The organism is Pedobacter sp. (assembly GCF_041645105.1).
Classification (GTDB): domain Bacteria; phylum Bacteroidota; class Bacteroidia; order Sphingobacteriales; family Sphingobacteriaceae; genus Pedobacter.
This window is the reverse complement of sequence record NZ_JBAZQQ010000005.1, coordinates 294,127-315,834: the sequence shown is the minus strand read 5'-3', so window position 1 is coordinate 315,834 and position 21,708 is coordinate 294,127. Positions and strand designations below refer to the sequence as shown.

Annotated in this window: 20 protein-coding genes; 9 read left to right on the top strand and 11 right to left on the bottom strand. The window is 37.3% G+C overall.

Annotation, left to right across the window (positions count from 1 at the left end; translation table 11 throughout):
• Position 1 precedes the first annotated feature (1 nt).
• The 3 genes from WC623_RS17215 to proS are packed head-to-tail and all read right to left on the bottom strand — an operon-like array spanning position 2 to position 3,311.
• A complete protein-coding gene (locus WC623_RS17215; RefSeq protein WP_372853330.1) occupies positions 2-1,141 on the bottom strand; it encodes a cystathionine gamma-synthase in 1,140 nt (379 codons plus the stop codon).
• Entirely contained in the window at positions 1,138-1,833 is a 696-nt protein-coding gene (locus WC623_RS17210; protein WP_372853329.1) for a hypothetical protein, read from the bottom strand. Before WC623_RS17210 ends, WC623_RS17215 begins: the two co-directional genes overlap by 4 nt.
• 5 nt (positions 1,834-1,838) lie before the next feature.
• On the bottom strand, positions 1,839-3,311 hold the full coding sequence (proS, locus tag WC623_RS17205; protein ID WP_372853327.1) for a proline--tRNA ligase: 1,473 nt from the start codon (positions 3,309-3,311) through the stop codon (positions 1,839-1,841).
• A gap of 103 nt (positions 3,312-3,414) precedes the next feature.
• Here proS and WC623_RS17200 point away from each other — a divergent pair, with 103 nt between their 5' ends.
• Positions 3,415-4,455 carry a hypothetical protein gene (locus WC623_RS17200; protein ID WP_372853325.1) on the top strand — a complete coding sequence of 347 codons (1,041 nt, stop codon included), beginning with the start codon at positions 3,415-3,417 and terminating at the stop codon, positions 4,453-4,455.
• 17 nt (positions 4,456-4,472) lie between these two features.
• Positions 4,473-6,014, top strand: a complete 1,542-nt coding sequence (locus WC623_RS17195; RefSeq protein WP_372853323.1) for an OmpP1/FadL family transporter — start codon at positions 4,473-4,475, stop codon at positions 6,012-6,014.
• An 88-nt stretch (positions 6,015-6,102) separates the two neighbouring features.
• On the opposite strand, the gene WC623_RS17190 is transcribed toward WC623_RS17195, so the two are convergent.
• Both WC623_RS17190 and WC623_RS17185 read right to left on the bottom strand, forming a co-directional pair.
• Positions 6,103-7,935: a UbiD family decarboxylase gene (locus tag WC623_RS17190; RefSeq protein WP_372853321.1), complete on the bottom strand. Its 1,833-nt coding sequence runs from the start codon at positions 7,933-7,935 to the stop codon at positions 6,103-6,105.
• 93 nt (positions 7,936-8,028) lie between these two features.
• Entirely contained in the window at positions 8,029-8,508 is a 480-nt protein-coding gene (locus WC623_RS17185) for a Dps family protein (RefSeq protein ID WP_372853319.1), read from the bottom strand.
• Between the two features lie 200 nt (positions 8,509-8,708).
• On the opposite strand from WC623_RS17185, the gene WC623_RS17180 reads away from it, so the two are divergent.
• Positions 8,709-9,908 carry a LysM peptidoglycan-binding domain-containing protein gene (locus tag WC623_RS17180; protein ID WP_372853316.1) on the top strand — a complete coding sequence of 400 codons (1,200 nt, stop codon included), beginning with the start codon at positions 8,709-8,711 and terminating at the stop codon, positions 9,906-9,908.
• Entirely contained in the window at positions 9,898-10,539 is a 642-nt protein-coding gene (locus WC623_RS17175; protein WP_372853314.1) for a uridine kinase, read from the top strand. The genes WC623_RS17180 and WC623_RS17175 overlap by 11 nt, the downstream gene beginning before the upstream one ends.
• Positions 10,540-10,574: 35 nt before the next feature.
• Here the strand turns inward: WC623_RS17175 and WC623_RS17170 are convergent, their stop codons facing one another.
• From WC623_RS17170 to WC623_RS17150, 5 genes are all read right to left on the bottom strand, one after another.
• Positions 10,575-11,231: a CoA transferase subunit B gene (locus WC623_RS17170; RefSeq protein ID WP_372853312.1), complete on the bottom strand. Its 657-nt coding sequence runs from the start codon at positions 11,229-11,231 to the stop codon at positions 10,575-10,577.
• 17 nt (positions 11,232-11,248) lie between these two features.
• The gene (locus tag WC623_RS17165) at positions 11,249-11,950 is read right to left on the bottom strand and encodes a CoA transferase subunit A (RefSeq protein WP_372853310.1); all 702 of its coding nucleotides are present in this window, start codon (positions 11,948-11,950) and stop codon (positions 11,249-11,251) included.
• A 50-nt stretch (positions 11,951-12,000) separates the two neighbouring features.
• A complete protein-coding gene (locus tag WC623_RS17160; RefSeq protein WP_372853308.1) occupies positions 12,001-13,104 on the bottom strand; it encodes a sorbosone dehydrogenase family protein in 1,104 nt (367 codons plus the stop codon).
• Between the two features lie 79 nt (positions 13,105-13,183).
• The gene (locus WC623_RS17155) at positions 13,184-15,556 is read right to left on the bottom strand and encodes an endonuclease MutS2 (protein WP_372853306.1); all 2,373 of its coding nucleotides are present in this window, start codon (positions 15,554-15,556) and stop codon (positions 13,184-13,186) included.
• A 2-nt stretch (positions 15,557-15,558) separates the two neighbouring features.
• On the bottom strand, positions 15,559-16,128 hold the full coding sequence (locus WC623_RS17150; protein ID WP_372853304.1) for a DUF4296 domain-containing protein: 570 nt from the start codon (positions 16,126-16,128) through the stop codon (positions 15,559-15,561).
• A gap of 70 nt (positions 16,129-16,198) precedes the next feature.
• Between WC623_RS17150 and WC623_RS17145 the strand changes: the two genes are divergently transcribed.
• From WC623_RS17145 to WC623_RS17125, 5 genes are read left to right on the top strand one after another with little or no spacing between them, the layout of a single operon-like run.
• A complete protein-coding gene (locus WC623_RS17145; protein ID WP_372853302.1) occupies positions 16,199-16,891 on the top strand; it encodes a YggS family pyridoxal phosphate-dependent enzyme in 693 nt (230 codons plus the stop codon).
• On the top strand, positions 16,892-17,359 hold the full coding sequence (locus tag WC623_RS17140) for an N-acetyltransferase family protein (protein WP_372853300.1): 468 nt from the start codon (positions 16,892-16,894) through the stop codon (positions 17,357-17,359).
• Between the two features lie 26 nt (positions 17,360-17,385).
• On the top strand, positions 17,386-18,189 hold the full coding sequence (locus WC623_RS17135; protein ID WP_372853298.1) for a DUF3298 domain-containing protein: 804 nt from the start codon (positions 17,386-17,388) through the stop codon (positions 18,187-18,189).
• A 4-nt stretch (positions 18,190-18,193) separates the two neighbouring features.
• A complete protein-coding gene (locus WC623_RS17130) occupies positions 18,194-19,468 on the top strand; it encodes an aspartate kinase (RefSeq protein WP_372853297.1) in 1,275 nt (424 codons plus the stop codon).
• A gap of 5 nt (positions 19,469-19,473) precedes the next feature.
• Positions 19,474-20,658, top strand: a complete 1,185-nt coding sequence (locus WC623_RS17125; protein ID WP_372853295.1) for a hypothetical protein — start codon at positions 19,474-19,476, stop codon at positions 20,656-20,658.
• A gap of 247 nt (positions 20,659-20,905) precedes the next feature.
• Here the strand turns inward: WC623_RS17125 and WC623_RS17120 are convergent, their stop codons facing one another.
• A complete protein-coding gene (locus WC623_RS17120; protein ID WP_372853293.1) occupies positions 20,906-21,541 on the bottom strand; it encodes a peroxiredoxin in 636 nt (211 codons plus the stop codon).
• Positions 21,542-21,708: the final 167 nt, after the last annotated feature.

The following is a 21,708-nucleotide window of genomic DNA, read 5'->3' as shown; positions in this document are numbered from 1 at the left end:
TTTATTTAAGTGCCTGTTCCAGGTCAGCAATAAGGTCATCAATATCCTCAACACCAACACTCAAACGCAGCAAATTATCAGTAACACCTACCTTTTCACGCTCTTCCTTAGGAATAGAACCATGAGTCATAGATACCGGATGATTGATCAGCGATTCTACACCACCCAATGATTCAGCCAATGTAAAAACATGAAATGAACCAGCTACCCTAAAAGTTTCCTTCAGATCAGCACCTTTCAAAGTGAAAGACACCATTCCTCCAAAATCACTCATCTGTTTTTTTGCAATGTCATGATTAGGATGATCTTCAAAACCCGGCCAGTATATTTTATCAACCTTAGGATGAGCCTTAAGGAAATGCGCAACCTTAGCCCCGTTCTCACAATGTGCTTTCATACGCAAATGCAAAGTTTTAATTCCCCTAAGCACTAAGAAAGCATCTTGAGGTCCAGGTGTAGCGCCACAAGCATTGTAAATAAACCATAAGTCTTTATACAATTGCTCATCGTTAACCAACAAAGCACCCATTACCACATCAGAGTGACCACCAATATATTTTGTAACGGAATGCATCACAATGTCAGCTCCTAAATCCATTGGATTCTGCAAATATGGAGAAGCAAAAGTATTATCTACCGTTAACAATAAATTACGTTCTTTCGTAATTTTAGCCATGCCCTCAATGTCAACAATCTGCATAGTCGGATTAGTAGGTGTCTCTATCCAAACCAGCTTGGTTTTATCGTTGATATAAGGCAAAATGTTCTCAGGTTTAGAAAGATCCAGGAAATGAAACTTAATACCATATTTAGCATAAACCTTAGTAAATATACGATATGAACCTCCGTAAAGATCATTACCAGTAATCACTTCGTCACCCGGACTTAATAATTTCATTACTGCGTCCGTAGCCCCCATACCACTAGAAAATGCCAATCCGTGCGTTGCATTTTCTAAAGCTGCCAAACAAGCCTCCAATGCCACACGCGTAGGGTTAGTACCTCTTGAATATTCGAAGCCTTTATGATCTCCTGGCGATTTCTGCCAATATGTAGAAGTCTGATAAATCGGGGTCATTACTGCTCCTGTTGTAGGATCAGGCTCTTGTCCTGCATGGATCGCTTTTGTTGCAAACTTCATATGTCGTTATTTTGCTCTAATTCTGATTTAAACTGATAGCCCAGGTTTTTACCAGTCGGATAACCACTTGCAGCTAACATGGTCTGTTTCTGATATAAAGTTACATCTTTTATCTCTGCAAAAGGAGGCAGGATCAGGTCAGAATTCAAACAGAACAAAATTGACCTTTCAATGATATCTGTAAGAATATCTTCAGTAATTACATTTTCGGCCATATTCTGATAAAGAAAATCTAATGCCCCCTCACCTTCTACAATAAAATGTTTGTCTTTATTCACTAAAATACGAGCTATTAAAGAGCCTTGATCTGCCTGACGGTTATACTTAACAGAATCTGCAAGAAAATTATGGATGTAAATCGCACCACAATAAGCCAGCGATTCATCAGATTTGATGTAATTGGTCTGAAAAATAGAAGATGAACTATCGAAGCTAAAAACATTACTGTGCATGGAAACCATCAGCATATCTCCAGAAAATTTCAATTCTGCTTCAAACTTACTACTCTCTTTAAAATGAACCTCAACACTTGGGTCTTTCACAGTATAATCACCCTGCAATTTTGAAGCTGTTTTAAACAGCTGCTTTTTTAACAAAGCAAATACCTCTGCAGTATTTCTATAAATGGCTTGTTTTAATGAAGCTTTATGCTCAAGTTCATTTAATATTTTACCGTAGTTATCTGTCTCCATATCCATTAATATGCCCTTGCAAATAGTACACGTTGGGTTGATGGTTTACCAGTATAAATACAAACACCATCTTCCAGTTTATTGTCCAAAGGCACACATCTTATCGTTGCTTTTGTCTCTTCTTTGATCTTTTGTTCCGTTTCAGGAGAACCATCCCAATGCGCAGCAATAAAACCAGTTTTAGTATCTAACAACTCCTTAAATTCATCATAAGAATTGGCTTCTGTGATGTGTTCATTTCTGAAGTTTAAGGCTTTATTAAAGATGTTTTCCTGGATATCTTCCAGTAATTGTGCAATATGAATATCTAATCCATCCTGTAAAACAGTCTGTTTTTCACGTGTATCTCTACGCGCAAGTTCAACAGTACCATTTTCCATATCACGGCCACCAATAGCTAAACGTACCGGTACACCTTTCAATTCGTATTCTGCAAATTTAAAACCTGGACGTTGCGAATCACGGTCGTCATATTTAACAGAGATTCCCATGCGTTTCAACTTAGCACTTAGTTCATTAACAAAAGCACTAATCTTCTGCAATTCTTCTTCGCTCTTGTAAATAGGCACAATAACTACCTGTATTGGAGCCAATTTAGGAGGCAATACCAATCCAGCATCATCACTATGTGCCATAATTAATGCACCTATTAAACGTGTAGAAACACCCCATGAGCTAGCCCAAACATGTTCTATTTTACCTTCTTTACTGGTAAACTTCACGTCAAATGCCTTCGCAAAGTTTTGACCTAAAAAGTGAGAAGTACCTGCCTGTAAAGCTTTTCCATCTTGCATTAAGGCTTCGATACAATAAGTATCTAATGCCCCTGCAAAACGCTCATTAGGTGTTTTCACACCTTTTACTACTGGTACAGCCATCCAGTTTTCTGCAAAATCAGCATAGACTTCCAGCATTTGCTTTGTTTCCGCAATTGCTTCATCAGCTGTAGCATGAGCTGTATGTCCTTCCTGCCATAAAAACTCAGTAGTTCTTAAAAACAAACGCGTACGCATTTCCCAACGCACAACGTTAGCCCATTGATTAACAAGGATCGGCAAATCACGGTACGACTGAATCCAGCCTTTATAAGTATTCCAGATGATGGTTTCGGAAGTTGGCCTAACGATCAGTTCTTCTTCCAATTTTGCAGTTTCATCGACAATAATGTTTCCATTTCCGTCATTTTTAAGACGATAATGTGTCACAACGGCACATTCTGTAGCAAAACCGTCAACGTGAGAAGCCTCTTTTGAAAAATATGACTTGGGGATGAATAAAGGAAAGTAAGCGTTGCTATGACCTGTATCTTTAAATTTTTGGTCTAAAACCGCCTGCATCTTCTCCCAAATGGAGTATCCATAAGGTTTTATAACCATACATCCCTTAACGGATGAGTGCTCTGCCAGGTCGGCCTTTATAACAATGTCGTTATACCACTGGGAATAATCTTCGTTTTTGCTTGTAATACCTTTGCTCATAACTATCTGGAACGTTTTTTGTATTAAGTGACTTGTAATGTAGGCTACAAATCTATAAATTTATACCTACAAAAACACAAATACACACAAAGAAGGGATAGTTATGAAATCAAATTATTTAATCACGAGCATATTGGCGCTTACGACCCTAGTTGTTGCGTCATGCTCTGCGCCCAGGTTTGCGCAGAATAACTCGTATGACGATGTTTATAACTCTGTAGCGCAGGCCAAAGAGTATAAACAACAAGTACCTGTAAGAAATTCGGATGATAGGGATTCGGATTATAATAATCAGGATGAATTCTATGGCGCAAGCGATCCTTATTATGATATGGATTATTCTTCGCGTATCAACAGATTCTCTTACGGAGGTCCATCATGGAGAGGTTATTATGACCCTTACTTTGATGGTGGATGGTACGGCAATTACGGAATGTCTTTAGGATTTGGCTTTGGATATAATCCATTTTATGGTTCTATGTGGGGCTCACCATATTATAATTCATGGGGTAACTACTATTCTCCTTTCTGGGGACACAATTACTATGGCGGTGGTTACTGGGGTAATGGATTTTATGGTGGTGGACTTTGGGGCGGCGGCTACTGGGGTGGCGGTTTCTATACCGGCAGAACAACTCCTGTAAACTACGGTACCAGACCTAACAGAGGAAGCATGAACGGATATACTGGTAATAGAGGTTATGGTAATAATGGCATTTCTCCAAGATCATCTAGAGGACAAGCCAATAATGGTTACAGTAATACAAGACCATCAAGAGGTAATTCTAATGGTACTATAAACAGGCCATCAAATGGTGATGTTTCAAGACCTAGTAGAGGAGAAAGCACTAGACCTAGTAGAGGAGAATCGACAAGTCCAAACAGAGGAGAAAGTACAAGACCTAGCAGAGGAGAATCAACAAGACCTGCTACCCCTGAAACCAGCAGGCCAAGCAGAGGAGAAAGTACAAGACCTAGCAGAACGGAATCAAGACCGCAACCTCAGGAAAGACCTGCTTCTAGGCCAACTAGAGAGTCTTACTCTCCACCTCCATCGTATAACCCACCATCAAGATCATCAGGCGGAAGCTATGGTGGAGGTGGTGGCGGCACAACCAGACCATCAAGAGGCGGAGGCAGATAATTTAGCGAAAGACACAAATGAAAAAATTTATACAAATGCTTATGGTAGCTACAGTAGCTACCACAGGTACAACATATGCTCAATACGTAAATGATGCAATCCGTACATCCAGAGGAGACTATGGTAGTTCTGCAAGATTTAAAGGAATGGGTAATGCACAAATCGGGGTTGGTGGCGACATGAGTTCTCTTGGTGGTAACCCTGCCGGCCTTGGTCTATTTACCAGATCAGAATTTAGTCTTACGCCTGAATTTAATAATGCAACTTCAAAATCAGATTATCTCGAACAAAAAGGTAAAGGATCTAGTAATAAGTTTAACATCAACCAAGCTGGTGTAGTCTGGTATAATCCTACGTATAAATATGAAGGACAGGATACCAGAAAAGGTGTTTTAAGTGTGGTATTCGGTATTGGATTTAACAGAAATGGCGATTATACACAGGATTATCAATATAATGGAACCAATTCAAATACTTCAATGCGCGATTTTTTTGCAGAGGAAGCTAATCGCTTAAAAGACATTAATGGTAATTTAAGTGGCAGTTCTCTAGCAAACATGGCCTTCGAAACTTTCCTGATTAATAGATTTCCATCTTCATCAGGAGGGACACCAATTTTTTCTGCAGATCCTTTTTCTTCGAACACTCAACGTATGAATTCTGTTTCTTATGGTGGTACTTCAGAATTGAATTTCGCAGGTGCTTTGAATATTTCTAACCAATTATATTTAGGAGCAACTATTGGAATGGTGAATACTCGTTTTATAAATGATTCAGAATATACGGAAAATGGAGTCGTAAACACTTATATTGACAACCCTACTCCACCAGAACTTCCAGGGTATTTAGGCGAGGAAAAATACAATTTCAGTTATACAACCCATCAGGAAACAAAGGGATCCGGAATTAATGGTAAATTAGGTTTAATATACAGACCTATTGGTAACTTCAAAATTGGCGCAACCTTCCAAACACCTACATGGTATTATGTTGAAGACTATTATGCAGAAGATTTACTAACTTCATTATCTGGTTCAATAGTTGACAACCCTTTTAATCCAATGTCTTCGACTTATAGCTATAGACTTAAAACTCCTACAAAAGGATCTTTGGGTGCAAGTTATGTATTTGCTGGACAAGGTATGATTTCTGCGGATGTTGATTTCATCGATTATTCAACGACTAAATTCTCTATGGATGGAGGTGGACCACTTACTGAAGACATGATTTATGACAACAATTACATTAAAAACTCCTATACTTCTGCTGTTAACTATAGAGTTGGTGGAGAATATAAAATAGCTGATCTAAGCTTAAGAGCTGGCTTTGGCTTAAACGGCACTCCTTTTAAAGATGACAAAGATAAAATATATGAAACCAAGTATTATACTGGTGGTTTAGGATATCGTATTAATGAATACTATTTCGACATTGCCTACCAACGTGTACAATCTGAAAATAGATTAAGTCCGTACGTATTAAACGATCATGCTGAACCTACTGCAGCGATTAAAAATGCAAATAACAACGTATTCTTAACATTTGGAGTAAGATTTTAAATTATAAGTTTTAGTTATTAGATTATAAAAAACGCCGGCATCATTGATGCTGGCGTTTTCTTTACATACTATAAGTATAATTGGAAGGTTATAAGATTCCGTATAATGAGGCACCTTTTACCGCTAACCTTTCGATCTCTCTTTCTACTCTTTCATCTTTAATCAGTTCCGGTGCATGGTGTGGCTTTCTACGTGCATCAATAATAACCGGTCCGTTACATCCCCAATGTTTTTCACGAATAAAGTTCCCTACCCCATGTATATCTGCAGCAGGATTGCTCCTGGTAAAAGTAACCCATACCAGATTATTGATAGAAGCTGCTGTAAACTGATGGTCGTCACATAACACAATTAACCCTAAACCAGTTAAATTCTGATGTTTTAAATGCTCATTTAACAATAACATTTCTTGTTCCGTATGTGCTGCATCTATATAAGGATTACCTTTTAACACCAATACTCCAGGCATAGCCATTTGATAATGATTAAAAGGTTCGGGTAGTTTAAATCCTATTGGAAGTTCTTTTATTAGCGCTCTCCTTTTTGCTCCTGCAGCTGCAAAAACAACTTTAGAACCGCTGTTAAGTCCATCTCCACTATAGTCAAGTGTATCTATAGTCGTATGTGTATGAAAATGAAGATCAGTTTTAAAATCTATCCTCGAAAGGATATGCTGCATGAATCCAGAAAGATCGTTTGTATCTAAAGTTTCATCATCCTCCCTGGCAGCAATAAATAAATACTTGGCAAGACTCAATTGATTCTTCCCTAAAATATGATTAGCAATGGTCAGAATCTCCTGTGGCTTACGCTCTGCAATGTATGGTGTATACCTTTCGCTGCCGATAGCAAACAATAAGGGGTGTACTCCTGCCGCATCAACCGCATTAACTTCTTTTAAGCCATGAATTTCTTTCGGCAATGCTGAACCTGTGATTTCATGAATCAATGCACCAAAGCTGGTATCTTCTTGCGGTGGGCGACCTACAACAGTAAACGACCATATTGCATCCTTACGATGATACACATTGTGCACTTTCATTACTGGAAAAGGATGGGTAAGACTGTAATAGCCCAGGTGATCGCCAAATGGTCCTTCAGGTTTATTATCTTGAGGATAAACAGTACCTGTGATGACAAAATCAGCATCAGCAGAGAGGCAAAAACCTTCATGATCGTAAAAGTACCTGAACCTTCTGTTCCCTAAAGCACCGGCAAAAGTCATCTCCGACAAGCCTTCAGGCAATGGCATTACCGCAGCCAAAGGATGTGAAGGTGGACCACCTACAAAAATACTCACCTTTAATGGTTCTCCTTTAGCATTAGCTTTTGACTGGTGCACTCCTATTCCTCTATGAATCTGATAATGTAATCCAATCTCCTCATTTAGCTCGTAATCGTTCCCCGAAAGTTGAATCCTGTACATTCCAAGGTTAGCATTCAAAATCCCTGGTTTATCAATATCCTCAGTATAAACCTGTGGCATAGTAATAAAAGGACCACCATCCATTGGCCAGTTCACAATTTGTGGCAATGCACTAATTGTCGTCTTTTTAAATACAGACTTAAAAGATTGCTTTAATGGCAAAGCAGTCAACGCTGTAAAACCGATACCCGGCAATTTAAACGGATTCTTTAATGCTTTTATAGGATCTGAACGAAGATTTACCAATTGTTCTACCTTAGCTAAACTATCTCTGAACATAAACTTAGAGCGTTCCAGAGTTCCGAACAAATTGGAAACAGCAGGAAACTTACTGCCCTTTACTTTCTCAAAATATAATGCGGGTCCCTGGTTCTCATAAACACGTAAATGAATTGCCGCCATTTCAAGGTAAGGATCTACCTCTTCTTTAATACGAATCAAATGACCGTGTTTCTCTAAATCAGCAACACAATCTGCTAAGCTTTTATATCCCATTGTCACCAAAGATATTAAAGAAAGGTGTAAAACACATACAAAAAAAGCCGTATCACCATTATGATACAGCTTCTTTACATTTTAATTTATAACTTATTTCTTTCCAGCGAACGAACGTAACATCCAGGTATTTTTCTCTTTGAATTGCATAAACTTGTTTACCATATCATTGGTGCCATCATCTCCTACTTTATCAGTTTCATCCAATAGGTCTCGTTCCAGTTTGATCAATTCAGACATATCATCAAGAATCGCATTTACCATATCCAGATCTTTTAGACCGATGGTATCAATTTCCTTAATTGTTGACTCTTTGATATAATCAGCAAAGCGGCTATGTGGCGGCTTACCTAAAGTAAGCACCCTTTCAGCTATTTCATCTATTGTTAACTGTGCATTTGTATATAGTTCTTCAAATTTAATATGTAGCGTAAAAAAGTTTTGCCCTTTGATATTCCAATGGCAACCTCTTAATTTCTGATAATGGATATGGTAATTAGCCAGATAGTCGTTCAACATGTCAACTACTGGTTTCACTTGTTTTTCACTTAATTTAATTGCATTTGCAGCCATAGTGTTAATTTTTATTGTTTATAGATGTGTTATTATTATAATAATCACTGTTATTTATATAACAGAAAACATTAAGAATGGTTTTTATAATTATCAATAAACAGTGCAATAGGAGCAAGAAAAGAACGTTTAATATTCGAATTAGGCTCATTATTTATATTATTCGTATTATTGCCCAATAAAATTTACAAAAACATTTAATGCACAAATATTATATAGTCTCCGTATTTGCTCTTCTAATGAACCTGTCGGCCGCAAGTGCTGTAACCAGAGATTCCATAGGAGTGGAAAATAACAAAGGGAAGAAATTAATCATACATCAGGTAGCTGCTAAAGATACTTATTACTCTATTGCGCGTCGTTATAACGTAGTTCCCAAAGACATTATGACCTTTAACGACAGCAAATTCTTACAAATTGGTGTCATCATTAAAGTGCCTACAAATATCCCTTTTACCAATGCTACTGCAAGTGCTAAAACACCTGCGTCTTCCGGGAATAGAAATCAGAATCCAGTGAGTACACATGCTCCTGAAACTGAATTTAAAGAACATGTTGTTCAGAAAAAGGAAAATCTGAATATGATAGCTGGAATGTATGGCACTACAGTAAATGAAATTAAAAGGATAAACAACCTGATAAATAACAATCTGCAAATTGGTCAGATTTTAAAAGTGCCGGCTTCTACAGAACAACCAGCTGCACAACAAATTCCAGTACAGACTCCTGTTCCTGCAGTAAATCAAAAGATAGAAAATGCGGTAGTAAAAACCGATATTCCACCAGAGAACAGGTATCAGAAACCAGCAAAAGCGGAAAGAAAAGAGGCTGAAAAGAAAGAAGCCGAAAATAGTAAGCCTGAAAAATTTATAGAACATACAGTAGCTTCTAATGAAACCATGTATTCTATAGCCACTCGTTATAAATTAACAATGGATCAGCTAAAGGCAAAAAACAACCTTCCGGATAATTCCCTGCGTGTTGGCCAAAAGCTATTGATCAGCGGGCAGTACCCTGCTAAAAACGTACCTCAAGCAAATGAGACACAACCTGACACGTTGAATTCTATAAAAGATCCATCATTAAGGTTACCCGCCAGTAGATATGGTTTAAACCAGATAGATGAAAAAGGAGCCGCACTATGGATTGCAGACCCTTATCTTGATCCTTCAAAAATGTTGGTATTACACAGATCAGCACCAATAGGTACAGTAATGAAAATTACAAACCCTATGACCAATCGTTCTACTTTCGCTAAAGTTGTAGGCAAATTCACTGAGAATGAGTCAACAAAAGATGTTGTCATTGTAATGACTAAAGCTGTAGCTGACGCACTAGGTGCATTAGATAAAAGATTTTACTGCAACTTAACATACGGCGGACAAGACAATGAGCAATAAGCCATTCATCATTGGTATTGCTGGAGGTAGTGGCTCAGGCAAGACCTTTTTCTTAAACTCATTTCTTCATCACTTTAAACAAGATGAAGTAACGCTGGTTTCTCAAGATGATTATTATCATCCGGCAGGAGAAATGACGCAGGAAGAGAACAAGTTGTATAACTTTGATCTACCACGTACTATAGATCACGAGCAATTTTTACTCGACATTAAGAAACTAATCAAGGGTGAGGCAATCTATAAAAAAGAATATAACTTTAACAATCCACTTGCCGTGACTAAGATTCTGGAAATCAACCCGGCACCTATTATCATTGTTGAGGGGCTTTTCATCTTACATTTCCTCGAAATCGCAGCGCTGCTTGATCACAGAATTTTCGTAGAAGCTGAAGATAGTGTTGCACTACAACGCCGTATAAAACGAGATGGAATGGAACGAGGTTATCCTGAAGATGATGTACTGTATAAGTGGCATCACCATGTTGTACCCGCTTATCAGGAGTTCTTACTTCCTTATAGGGATTTATGTGAAACGATTGTAGTTAATAATCATGACACACCGGAGGATATCATTAGAATTACAGAAGAAATTTCTAAAGATTTAAAAGATAAATACTGCAAAACAAAATAGCAAAAAAAGGAGCCGATCGGCTCCTTTTTTATATCTTAAAATACCATTTCAGGCACATTATCATCCGCAAATAGCTTTCCTAAGGTCGCTTGTCTAATGAAATCAACACTTACCCCAGGTGCGCGTTCAATCAATTTAAACCCTCCTTCAGGTAAAACATCCAAAACGGCCAACTCTGTTACAATCTTCTTAATACACTTTACTCCAGTTAAAGGCAAAGTACATTTAGGCAGTAGTTTACTTTCACCAGCCTTGTTTACATGCTGCATGGCAACAATTATATTTTTTGCAGAAGCTACCAAATCCATAGCCCCTCCCATACCTTTCACCATCTTCCCTGGTATTTTCCAGTTCGCAATATCTCCATTTTCAGACACTTCCATAGCTCCAAGAATGGTCAGATCTATCTTCTGACTTCTGATCATTCCAAAGCTCATTGCAGAATCAAAAATAGATGATCCCGGCAAAGTAGTAATGGTCTGCTTTCCTGCATTAATCAAATCAGCATCTTCTTCTCCTTCAAAAGGGAAAGGCCCCATTCCTAGTAATCCATTTTCAGATTGTAACACTACATTTATTCCTTCAGGAATATAATTAGCAACTAATGTAGGTATGCCTATTCCCAGATTCACATAATATCCGTCACGTATTTCTCTTGCGATGCGTTGCGCAATTCCATTTTTATCCAGCATATAAATATCTTATAGGATTATCCTTTAGTTCTAACTGTACGTTGTTCAATTCTTTTCTCATAATCTGCTCCCTTAAAAATACGGTGAACAAATACTCCAGGAGTATGAATCTGATCAGGATCCAACTCTCCTGCTTCTACCAGTTCTTCCACTTCTGCAATCGTAATTTTACCTGCCATAGCCATTACCGGATTAAAGTTGCGGCTCGTTGAACGATAAATTAAGTTACCCGCTGTATCCCCTTTCCAGGCTTTTACAATAGCAAAATCAGCATCAAAAGCATATTCCATCAGATAATCTTTACCATTAAAGTTTCTCACTTCTTTACCCTCAGCAACCTCTGTACCTACACCTGCTGGAGTAAATATTGCTGGCATACCATAACCGGCAGCCATACATCTGGTAGCTAATGTGCCTTGTGGAATCAATTCTACTTCAAGTTCCCCACTCAACAACTGACGCTCAAACTCAGCATTTTCACCTACATAGGAAGACACCATTTTCTTTACCTGACGCTGTTGCAACAACAAACCTATTCCAAAATCATCCACACCCGCATTGTTAGAAATACAGGTTAATTCTGTAATACCTTTTTCCACAAGCGCATGGATACAATTTTCGGGAATACCGCACAAACCGAATCCACCGAGCATTAAAGTATCACCATTTTTGATGTCCTTTATAGCTTCCTCAGCGCCTGAAACAACTTTATTGATCATATAATTAGATTTTACTGCTAAATTATACTATATATAGCGTACCGACCAACTTATTTAGCGATTTCTATAATCTTATCGTTACCACCGTTACTGCTGCCAATATAAATTTTGCCATCGGGCGACTGACAGATAGCTCTCAAACGGCCAAATTCATTTACAAAAAAATCCCTGCTGCCATCTATCTTATCGCCAGTATCATTCAACCTAAGCTGTGTAAATTTAGATGCTTTTAAGCTCAGCAGTAATAAGGAGTTTTTAAACTGAGGAATAAAATCTGAATTATAATAGGTAAGTCCAGATGTAGCAATTGTAGGTGTCCAGGCCATCAAGGGCTCTACTACATTATTTGCAGTACAAAAACTCTGCTCAGAAGATTTATTACAGAAGCCCTCTACATTGGGCCAACCATAATTACGTCCCCTAATAATCAAGTTTACCTCGTCGTCATTGTTAGGACCATGTTCCGAAGAATATATTTTATTACCTACTTGTACTAATCCCTGCGGATTGCGATGTCCAAAAGTCCAGACTTTGCTATTGGGAAAAGGGTTATCAGATGGGGTGCTTCCGTCCAGGTTTATTCTTAATATTTTACCTGATAAAGACCCCATATCTTGTGCATTATCTGGAACACTGGCATCTCCTGTAGTAATCAACAGCTTTTGATCTGTAGTCACCATCAACCTGGAACCATTGTGTATAGAAGAAGCAGGAATCATATCCAGCAATGTTAAAGGTGTATTCAATGTACCCCCAGAATAATTATAACGTACTACTTTCTCACGATATCCAGATGGTGAATTATAATTATAAACGATAAATACCCATGGGTTTGTAGAAAATTCAGTATTTAAAGCCATACCGAGTAAGCCTCCCTCATTCTGACTTACGACTTCAGCCACATTCAATAATAAAGTTATCGCTCCAGTCTCTGGATTTACGTGACTAATTTTACCACCACGTTCTGTAATCCACAACTGCTTATCTGGACCATATATCATTTCCCAAACATGAGAAAGTCCTGCGCTGACTACTCTTGTTTTTAATGCTACATCAGGCAGCACTACTTGATCATCTTTAGAAGAAGGTTTACTTTTGGAACAAGAAGCTGCGGTGAATATAAGAGCGAAAATACCTAAGGCAAGTGTTTTCATGATATGATGTTATATTTATAATAAAAGCCCATTACAGGAAGAATTATAAATATAACACACTCATTTTAAATATGTTTCCCTAATTAAAATAAACATAGGTAATACCATCCCCACCCCTGTCTGCATGCTCATCTTCCAATCGGTTTACCTGGCTGTATTTTTTAAGATATTCTCTGATCATCTTTCTCAGGATTCCGTCGCCCTTTCCATGTATAAGTTTTACGACAGGGAAACCTAACATAATTGATTTATCCATGTATTTTTCCACTTCGTGGATGGCATGTTCACCACGCATACCTCTCAAATCTAACTCAGCATTAAAACTACTTATAGCATCTGAAATACTTCCTGTAAAAGAATTTGTCTGAGCAGCCTTTTTCGCTTGTTTATTACTGATTTTCAGCACCCTGTTTTTCTTCACAACTGAACGTAAATCACCTAATGCCAAAACCAGATTGTCTCTGTTGATCTCTAAAACCTGACCAGTAGTTTCACTATCCCGCAGTTGTACCCAGTCGCCCACCACAATCGGCGTATTCAAAGGCTCTACTACCACTGGCTTTTTCTCTTCTTTCACATGGTTTTGTACCAATGCTTTTTGGAGATTTTGCCTTAATTCTTTTGTTACTGCATTATCAGCTTGCTTTTCTTTAATCTCCGCAACAGTATTTTCAACCAGCTTATTTGCGTTTTTAATGATGGCCTGGGCTTCAAGTTTAGCTTCTTTTAGAAGTATTTTCCTGTTCTCTTCTAAATATGCCTTCTGCTTTTCATTCTCTGCTACCAGGTTTTTCACCTTATTTTGCTGATTCGACAATTGCAGTTTAGTATCATAAATCTGCTTTTTCTCTCTTTCAAGATCGACTAATAAGCTATCTATTCTATTCTGGTTGGTACCAGTTTTAGCTCTGGCCAGTTCAAGCACTTCTTTTTGTAATCCGATATTCTGTGCAATTTCAAAAGCATAAGAACTTCCCGGCTTACCAATTTCCAATACATACAAAGGCTTCATCTTATCATTATCAAACAACATGGAAGCATTTTCAAGTCCAGGTGTATTACCTGCAAACAGTTTTAAATTTGAATAGTGAGTAGTAATTACACCCCTCACTTTCTTGTTATTTAACACTTCCAATACTGCTTCAGCCATAGGCCCACCAAACTGAGGATCGGTACCTGTACCAAACTCATCAATCAACACTAATGATTTTGGACTGGCATTCGCTACGAAATAACGCATTTTGGTTAAGTGCGCACTGTAAGTACTTAAGTCACTTTCAATAGATTGATCATCACCAATATCAGCAAAGATATGATCAAATATTCCTACCTCACTTGATTCATGAACAGGAATCAGTAATCCAGACTGTACCATTAGCTGCAACAAACCAACCGTTTTCATACAAACAGATTTACCTCCGGCATTGGGTCCTGAGACCAGCACAATTCTGAGGTTATCGTTAATATGTATATTTAAAGGCACAACCGTTTTCTTATCCTCTTTAAAGGATAAATACAATAAAGGATGCCTTGCATTGATCAGTTTCGTTTTTGCTCCATTAATTAAAACAGGCATATCGGCCTCTACATCAATAGCAAACAAAGCTTTAGCTCTTACAAAATCAAGTTTTGTAAGAAAACCATGATAGGACAATAAAAGTGGTGTGTATGGTCTTAATTCGTTGGTCAGCGCAATCAGGATTCTGATGATCTCCCTACGTTTATCAAATTCCAGATCACGGATTTTATTATTTAGTGTAAATACCTCTTCAGGTTCTATATACACAGTTTGCCCACTTGCCGATTCATCATGAATAAAACCTCTTAATTTTCTTTTATTCTCTGCCAGCACCGGAATACACATCCTCCCATCCCGAATCGTTAAGCTACCATCTGCAACCCAATTATTACCTACTGCCTGCTTATATATAGAGTCCATCCGCTTGCGCACATCCTGCTCAGATTTCGCAATATCACCGATAATCTCCTGCAAAAGAGGAGAAGCATTCGGCTTAATCTTCCCTTTCGGATCAAGTACGGTCTCAATCTTTTTAAGGATATTTTTTTCTACCGGTAAATGCTCAAATAATGCTTCGAGATTAGGATATACCCCTTCTCTTTCTTCAAAAAAACGCAATACAGAAAATACCGTTTGCAAAGAGGCATACATCTGGTGCAATTCATCCTCTACAAGATACGTTCCCTCTACCCGGATTTTCTCGGCCAGACTCTTAATATCAAAAAAGGTACTGATTTGTAAAGGCTCCTGGTTTTCCAGGATACTTTTAAACTCATGCGTTTGCCTTAAAAACTTATTGATCTGGTCAAACTTGGTCATCACCTGCATCTTCCCGACCATTTGTTGTCCCATTGGACTTAAACAGTGTTTTAAAATAAGTTGCCTTACCTCATTAAACCCCAAACGCTCCAAACAATTCTCTGGATATAACATACTTATTTTAAATCTTTCAGACCCTTATAGTCCATTTTTAACATCATCACATCAATCTTTTTCTTCACAACTGTATCCTGCTTAGCTGTATCTTTCGGGCCTTTAAGCTTTGGCTTTTTCAATAAAGCCGTATCTCTTAGCAAAAAGTTAGCCCAGAAAGTAGAGTCGGCAGTCCTGGTCGAATCTCTAACAAACTTCATTCTTACTTTCGCAATTTCCTTTGCCTGGATAATCGAATCTGCCTTAATAATCCCATCTTTCTCCTTTGTCAGCTCTGCTGTCACTTTTACATAGATATCATTCAGCACTTTAGGCTGTTTATAATAATAGTCCATGCTTTTATGATAAAGCGCCGAATCTATATCATACTTTTTGTAAATACCCTTATAGTATTCAGCAGCTTTTATTTTAACAGAATCCGAACGCGATGTCATTCCAAGATAACTGTCGGCAATATGAATATCTTGCAACACTTTAGCCATCTCGTCAGGCTGAATAATGTCACCAGGAACACCAGGTTTGCATCCAGAAACTGAAAATAGTATCATTGCTATATAAAGAAAGTTCCTCATTATGTTAAAACATCATTATTTCTTAGACAAAGTTCGCTAAGGTTGTTAATTTTACCAAAAATACTGATAAATGAGTATAGCAGATAACTTATTAAAATATAAAAGCGAATTAGATCCTCTTTCCGTAAAATTAATTGCGGTATCTAAATATAAAGATGCTGATGCCGTTTTGGAAGCTTATAATGCCGGACAAAGAATATTTGGCGAGAACATAGTACAGGAACTAGTTGAAAAACAAGAGGTTTTGCCAAAAGATATCGAGTGGCATCTTATTGGTCACTTACAAACCAACAAGGTCAAATACATTGCCCCTTTCATAAGCCTCATCCAATCCGTAGATAGCTTAAAATTACTTGCCGAAATTAATAAACAGGCCCTTAAAAATAAAAGAGTGATAGACTGCCTGCTGCAAATATATATTGCTGATGAGGATACTAAATTCGGACTTGGTTATGACGAAGCGATAGAACTACTCCGTTCAGAAGAATTTGCGGCAATGCAAAACGTACGTATCGTTGGTGTTATGGGGATTGCCAGTAATCATGCTCTTGAAAAACAAACTAAAGATGAATTTAATGAGTTAAAAGTACTTTTTGATGGTATTAAAGTAAGTTTCTTTAGAAAAGTAGATTATTTCAAAGAAGTATCTATGGGAATGTCGGGAGATTATAAGCTGGCTATTGAACAGGGTAGTACTATGGTACGGATTGGGAGTAATATTTTCGGGAAACGTGTTATTAAACATTACAAAGCGGAATCATAAATGAGTATTATTGTAAGGTCCGCTGTTAAAGAAGATTGCATAAGGTTAATGGAACTGGTTAATGAACTGGCTGTTTTTGAAAAGGCTCCTGATGAAGTAACTGTTACAATGGAAGAATTTATAGATGCAGGTTTTGGACAAAATAAAGTATGGGATGCTATAGTTGCCGAGGATAATGGCTTTATAGCTGGCTTCGCTATATATTATACAAGGTATTCAACCTGGAAAGGATGCAGATTATATCTGGAAGATTTCATCGTGACAGAATCATATCGTGGCCGTGGAATTGGAAAGCTGCTTTTTGAAACCGTTTTGCAACACGCAAAAGACAAAAACTTTAACGGCATGAACTGGCAGGTATTGGACTGGAATGAACCTGCAATTAACTTCTATAAAAAATATCATGCAGATCTTGATCCTGAATGGTTAAATGGTTCTTTCACAAAGGAACAAATCATGAAATCGTAATTAACATCTACTCAAACCGATATACTATGAAAAAACTAGCTTTATTTTTACTTTCTGCAAGCCTTCTAGCCTGTCAGACTGAAAAAAAAACAGAGAATGCATCTGATACGACAGCATTGACAAGTTCTTCTGAAATATCTTTCGTTTACGACTCAGTAAAGGTTGTCAGCAAACATATCGTTAAAAACGACAACACTACTGATACAACAAAAGCGGTCTTAACTTACCCCGTTTCCATTGATACTATATTAAACAAATTCGTAGAACAAAAACTGATGGCTTTTGCAAATGAAGGAGAACATTTCAAGACTTATCAGGAATTCGGGGATGCTTTCATTAAAAACTACGATAACTTTATTAGGGAAAATAAAGATTATAGTCAGACCTGGTTTATGGATGGAAAAATTGATGTAGTTGAAAAACTACCTCATTACTTTTCTGCATTAATAACTTACGTATCCTATGAAGGTGGTGCACATCCAAATAGCGTTTTCACTTACCTGAACTACGATCCAACAACTCATAAAGAGATCGTCCTGAATGATTTGATTAATTCTGGCTCAATGCCTAAACTAACTGCAGTAGCAGAGCAAATATTCAGAAAAAATGAAAAGCTAAGTCCTACAGAAAGTTTGAAGGACAAATATTTCTTTGAGAACGATACATTTAGTTTAAATCAGAACTTTACAATTACAGAAAAAGGCCTGAAATTCCTTTATAATCCATACGAGATTAAAGCATACGTATATGGGACAACAGAATTGCTGATTCCCTTTGCCGAACTTAAGGATATTGCAAAGCCAAATAGTTTATTAAATCCGGCGAAATAAAAAAATGAAGATATATAAATTTGGAGGAGCATCCGTTAAGGATGCTGGTGGTGTAAGAAATATTTCATCCATTATTCAGAATCACAAAGGCAATGAACTGCTGATTGTAATTTCTGCAATGGGCAAAATAACCAATAAACTGGAAGAACTTACTTCAGCTTATATAAATGGACAGGAAGATGTTCACCAGATTTTTGAAGAAGTAAAACTTTACCATTTTAATCTGCTAAATCAGCTTTTCAGCAATCATGATCATCCGATTTTCAATGATATCATTAATACTTTTGTTGAAATAGATTGGTTGATTGAAGAGGAACCCGAAGATGCTCCTGACTATATTTATGATCAGATTGTGTCAATAGGAGAAATCGTATCTACTAAAATTGTAGCTGCCTATCTGGGCACGTTGCAAAACAATATAAAATGGATAGATGCCCGGAACTTTATTCACACCGACAATACTTACAGGGAAGGACTGGTTAACTGGGAAAAAACAGAGGCTGAAATACAAAAGGGCCTTGCGCCTATTTTAAAGAACAATATTGTGGTTACACAAGGCTTTATTGGCAGTACAAGTGAGAATTTTACAACTACGCTTGGCCGTGAAGGTTCTGATTATTCTGCAGCTATATTCTCTGCTTGCCTCGATGCAGAATCAGTAACAATATGGAAAGATGTACCAGGGGTATTAAACGCTGATCCAAAATGGTTTGATGTAACTGAAATGATTCCGCAGCTATCCTACCACGATGCAATTGAACTTGCTTATTATGGGGCGACTGTTATTCACCCGAAAACAATTAAGCCTATACAAAACAAGAACATCCCGTTGTATGTGCGCTCTTTCCTGAACCCTGATGCACCAGGCACAGAGATTAAAGATCTAAAAAACCATTTACCTGTACCTTCTTTTATTTTCAAAGTAAATCAGGCATTGCTTTCCATTTTCCCTAAGGATTTTTCGTTCATCATAGAAGAAAATCTTAGCGATATTTTCAGCTTGTTCCATAAGCATAAGGTTAAAATAAACACCATGTTAAATTCGGCAATTAGCTTTTCCATAAGCTTTGACTATGATGCAAAGAAACTGGACCAGTTGATGACAGATTTATCCAAAGACTATAAAGTAAAATACAATACTGGTGTAGAACTGGTTACCATCAGGTATTACAATCAGGAAACAATAGACCGGGTAACTGTCAACAAAAACATCCTTTTAGAAGTGAAAAGCAGGAATACCTGCCAGATCGTGATGAAGGATAAAAAAGAAGCGGAGTAAAAGGATTGAACAAGCACATTTTAGATCAATCAGTTCAGGAATACATTAATCAACACTTAAATGATGATGTAGCTAAAATTGCCATGGCAAAAAGTCCGTTTATAACAGTTGAAGCTAAAGAACTGGCTAATCAGATTGCTGCTAAAAATAAATCCCAACGTAAGCTACCTGGCTGGTATCAGGCTGCCAACATATATTACCCGGCATTGCTTTCTATTGAACAGTGTTCTTCAGAAGCTACAGCAAGGCACAAAGCGACCCTTATTAAAGGAAACAGCTTAATTGACCTCACTGGTGGATTTGGGGTCGACAGCCTATATTTTGCAAAAAACACATCCACAGTTACACATTGTGAAATCAATACTGAATTATCTGAAATAGCAGCACATAATGCCATCGTACTGGGGCAAAACAACATTACCTTCTTTGCTGGTAATGGCATTGCAATGCTAGAGCAAAGCGGAACAACATTTGACACCATTTATATTGACCCTGCGAGACGAAGTACAGCAGGCAAGGTATTTATGTTAAAAGACTGCACACCAAATGTTGTGGAACATTTGGATGCATTATTATCAAAATCAAATCGGATTATCATTAAAACTGCACCTCTGCTAGACTTAAGTGCTGGATTAAAAGAACTTAGAAATGTAGCTGAAATCCACATTGTAAGCGTTAAAAATGAGGTAAAGGAACTACTGTGGATTATTGAAAAGGATGCAGGCAGTACTCCTAAAGTTGTCTGTACAACTCTAAATGACCAGGAAAAGAACTTTCATTTTATAAAAAATAAAGAAGAATTAACTGAACCTAATCTACTTAGTGGATCGCTTTCAACTTATTTGTACGAACCTGATTCAGCTCTGCTGAAGAGTGGTGCATTTAACCTCATCGGTAAAACCTATAATTTACAAAAACTGGATAGCCAAACCCAGCTTTATACAGCTTCAGAAGCAAATAAACTTTTCCCCGGCCGGATATTCAAAATCAACAAAATTATTAAGTCTGGAGAATTAAAAAAGGAAAAGCAATTGACCGGAAATGTCATCGTTAGGAATTACAGAGATAAAGCAGAAAACCTGGTAAAAAAATATAAGATTAAACCAGACCAGCATCGCTTTCTCATCTTCACTCAAAGTAAAACTGAGGGTTATCTGATTATCGATGCCACAATTGAACAGCATTATTAACCTGAGTTCAATTAATCAATACCCTACAATTAGATTAGAAAAAGAAGTTTGCACTAAGCCAAAGAAGAAGAAAGAAATGCTATTTTTTTTTCTTTATCCAACAACAAACATATATAATTTCATTCCGCTCGACCAAATAGATGTTAAAAAGTTGCAGGAAAAATGAGGAAAGTCAAAATCAGATTATTAACAAAAAAACCTGCTCACATTTGTGAAGCAGGCCTAAATATCTCAGTGATAAATCCGATTATCTATTCGGTTGTGGTGTAGTTCTTAAGTAAGGTTTAATTACTTTATGTCCTTTCGGGAACCTCGCTGGAATATCTTCAGTTTTGATGCTGTTTGCAACCACTACGTCCTGACCATCTTCCCAGTCTGCCGGTGTAGCTACGCTATAATTAGCGGTAAGCTGTAAAGAATCAATTACCCTTAATACTTCATTAAAGTTACGACCTGTAGAAGCAGGGTAAGTAAGCATTAGTTTAACTTTTTTATCAGGACCTATAATGAACAAAGAACGTACTGTTAACGTTTCTGAAGCATTAGGATGGATCATATCATATAAATCGGCAATCTTTTTATCTTCATCAGCAATAATAGGAAACTCAACTTCAGTATTTTGTGTTTCATTTATGTCCTGAATCCAGCCTCTGTGCGACTCTGCCGAATCAACACTTAAAGCCAAAACTTTTACGTTTCTTTTTTCAAACTCACCTTTTAAAGCCGCTGTACGGCCAAGCTCTGTAGTACAAACTGGTGTATAATCTGCTGGATGTGAAAATAGAACACCCCAGCTATCTCCTAAAAATTCATAAAAATCAATAGGTCCTATAGATGTATCTGCTTTAAAATTGGGAGCTGCGTCCCCTATTCTTAAACTCATAATTTTACGTTTTTAAAGATTAAAACCTAAAATTACAAAATAAAACAGACAAAGACTACAAAACCAGTATACTATTTTTTTGAAAATAATATATCTGTAATTGCAAACCACTTTGTCCACTATAGTAGGAGTGACATTTTATAAATCCCACGTTTAATTATTAATTA

What these genes read in the sequence shown, in the direction of transcription:
- WC623_RS17215 (WP_372853330.1), bottom strand. Translation starts at nt 1,141, where the DNA reads ATGAAGTTTGCAACAAAAGCGATCCATGCAGGACAAGAGCCTGATCCT.
- WC623_RS17210 (WP_372853329.1), bottom strand. Translation starts at nt 1,833, where the DNA reads ATGGAGACAGATAACTACGGTAAAATATTAAATGAACTTGAGCATAAA.
- proS (WP_372853327.1), bottom strand. Translation starts at nt 3,311, where the DNA reads ATGAGCAAAGGTATTACAAGCAAAAACGAAGATTATTCCCAGTGGTAT.
- WC623_RS17200 (WP_372853325.1), top strand. Translation starts at nt 3,415, where the DNA reads ATGAAATCAAATTATTTAATCACGAGCATATTGGCGCTTACGACCCTA.
- WC623_RS17195 (WP_372853323.1), top strand. Translation starts at nt 4,473, where the DNA reads ATGAAAAAATTTATACAAATGCTTATGGTAGCTACAGTAGCTACCACA.
- WC623_RS17190 (WP_372853321.1), bottom strand. Translation starts at nt 7,935, where the DNA reads ATGGGATATAAAAGCTTAGCAGATTGTGTTGCTGATTTAGAGAAACAC.
- WC623_RS17185 (WP_372853319.1), bottom strand. Translation starts at nt 8,508, where the DNA reads ATGGCTGCAAATGCAATTAAATTAAGTGAAAAACAAGTGAAACCAGTA.
- WC623_RS17180 (WP_372853316.1), top strand. Translation starts at nt 8,709, where the DNA reads ATGCACAAATATTATATAGTCTCCGTATTTGCTCTTCTAATGAACCTG.
- WC623_RS17175 (WP_372853314.1), top strand. Translation starts at nt 9,898, where the DNA reads ATGAGCAATAAGCCATTCATCATTGGTATTGCTGGAGGTAGTGGCTCA.
- WC623_RS17170 (WP_372853312.1), bottom strand. Translation starts at nt 11,231, where the DNA reads ATGCTGGATAAAAATGGAATTGCGCAACGCATCGCAAGAGAAATACGT.
- WC623_RS17165 (WP_372853310.1), bottom strand. Translation starts at nt 11,950, where the DNA reads ATGATCAATAAAGTTGTTTCAGGCGCTGAGGAAGCTATAAAGGACATC.
- WC623_RS17160 (WP_372853308.1), bottom strand. Translation starts at nt 13,104, where the DNA reads ATGAAAACACTTGCCTTAGGTATTTTCGCTCTTATATTCACCGCAGCT.
- WC623_RS17155 (WP_372853306.1), bottom strand. Translation starts at nt 15,556, where the DNA reads ATGTTATATCCAGAGAATTGTTTGGAGCGTTTGGGGTTTAATGAGGTA.
- WC623_RS17150 (WP_372853304.1), bottom strand. Translation starts at nt 16,128, where the DNA reads ATGAGGAACTTTCTTTATATAGCAATGATACTATTTTCAGTTTCTGGA.
- WC623_RS17145 (WP_372853302.1), top strand. Translation starts at nt 16,199, where the DNA reads ATGAGTATAGCAGATAACTTATTAAAATATAAAAGCGAATTAGATCCT.
- WC623_RS17140 (WP_372853300.1), top strand. Translation starts at nt 16,892, where the DNA reads ATGAGTATTATTGTAAGGTCCGCTGTTAAAGAAGATTGCATAAGGTTA.
- WC623_RS17135 (WP_372853298.1), top strand. Translation starts at nt 17,386, where the DNA reads ATGAAAAAACTAGCTTTATTTTTACTTTCTGCAAGCCTTCTAGCCTGT.
- WC623_RS17130 (WP_372853297.1), top strand. Translation starts at nt 18,194, where the DNA reads ATGAAGATATATAAATTTGGAGGAGCATCCGTTAAGGATGCTGGTGGT.
- WC623_RS17120 (WP_372853293.1), bottom strand. Translation starts at nt 21,541, where the DNA reads ATGAGTTTAAGAATAGGGGACGCAGCTCCCAATTTTAAAGCAGATACA.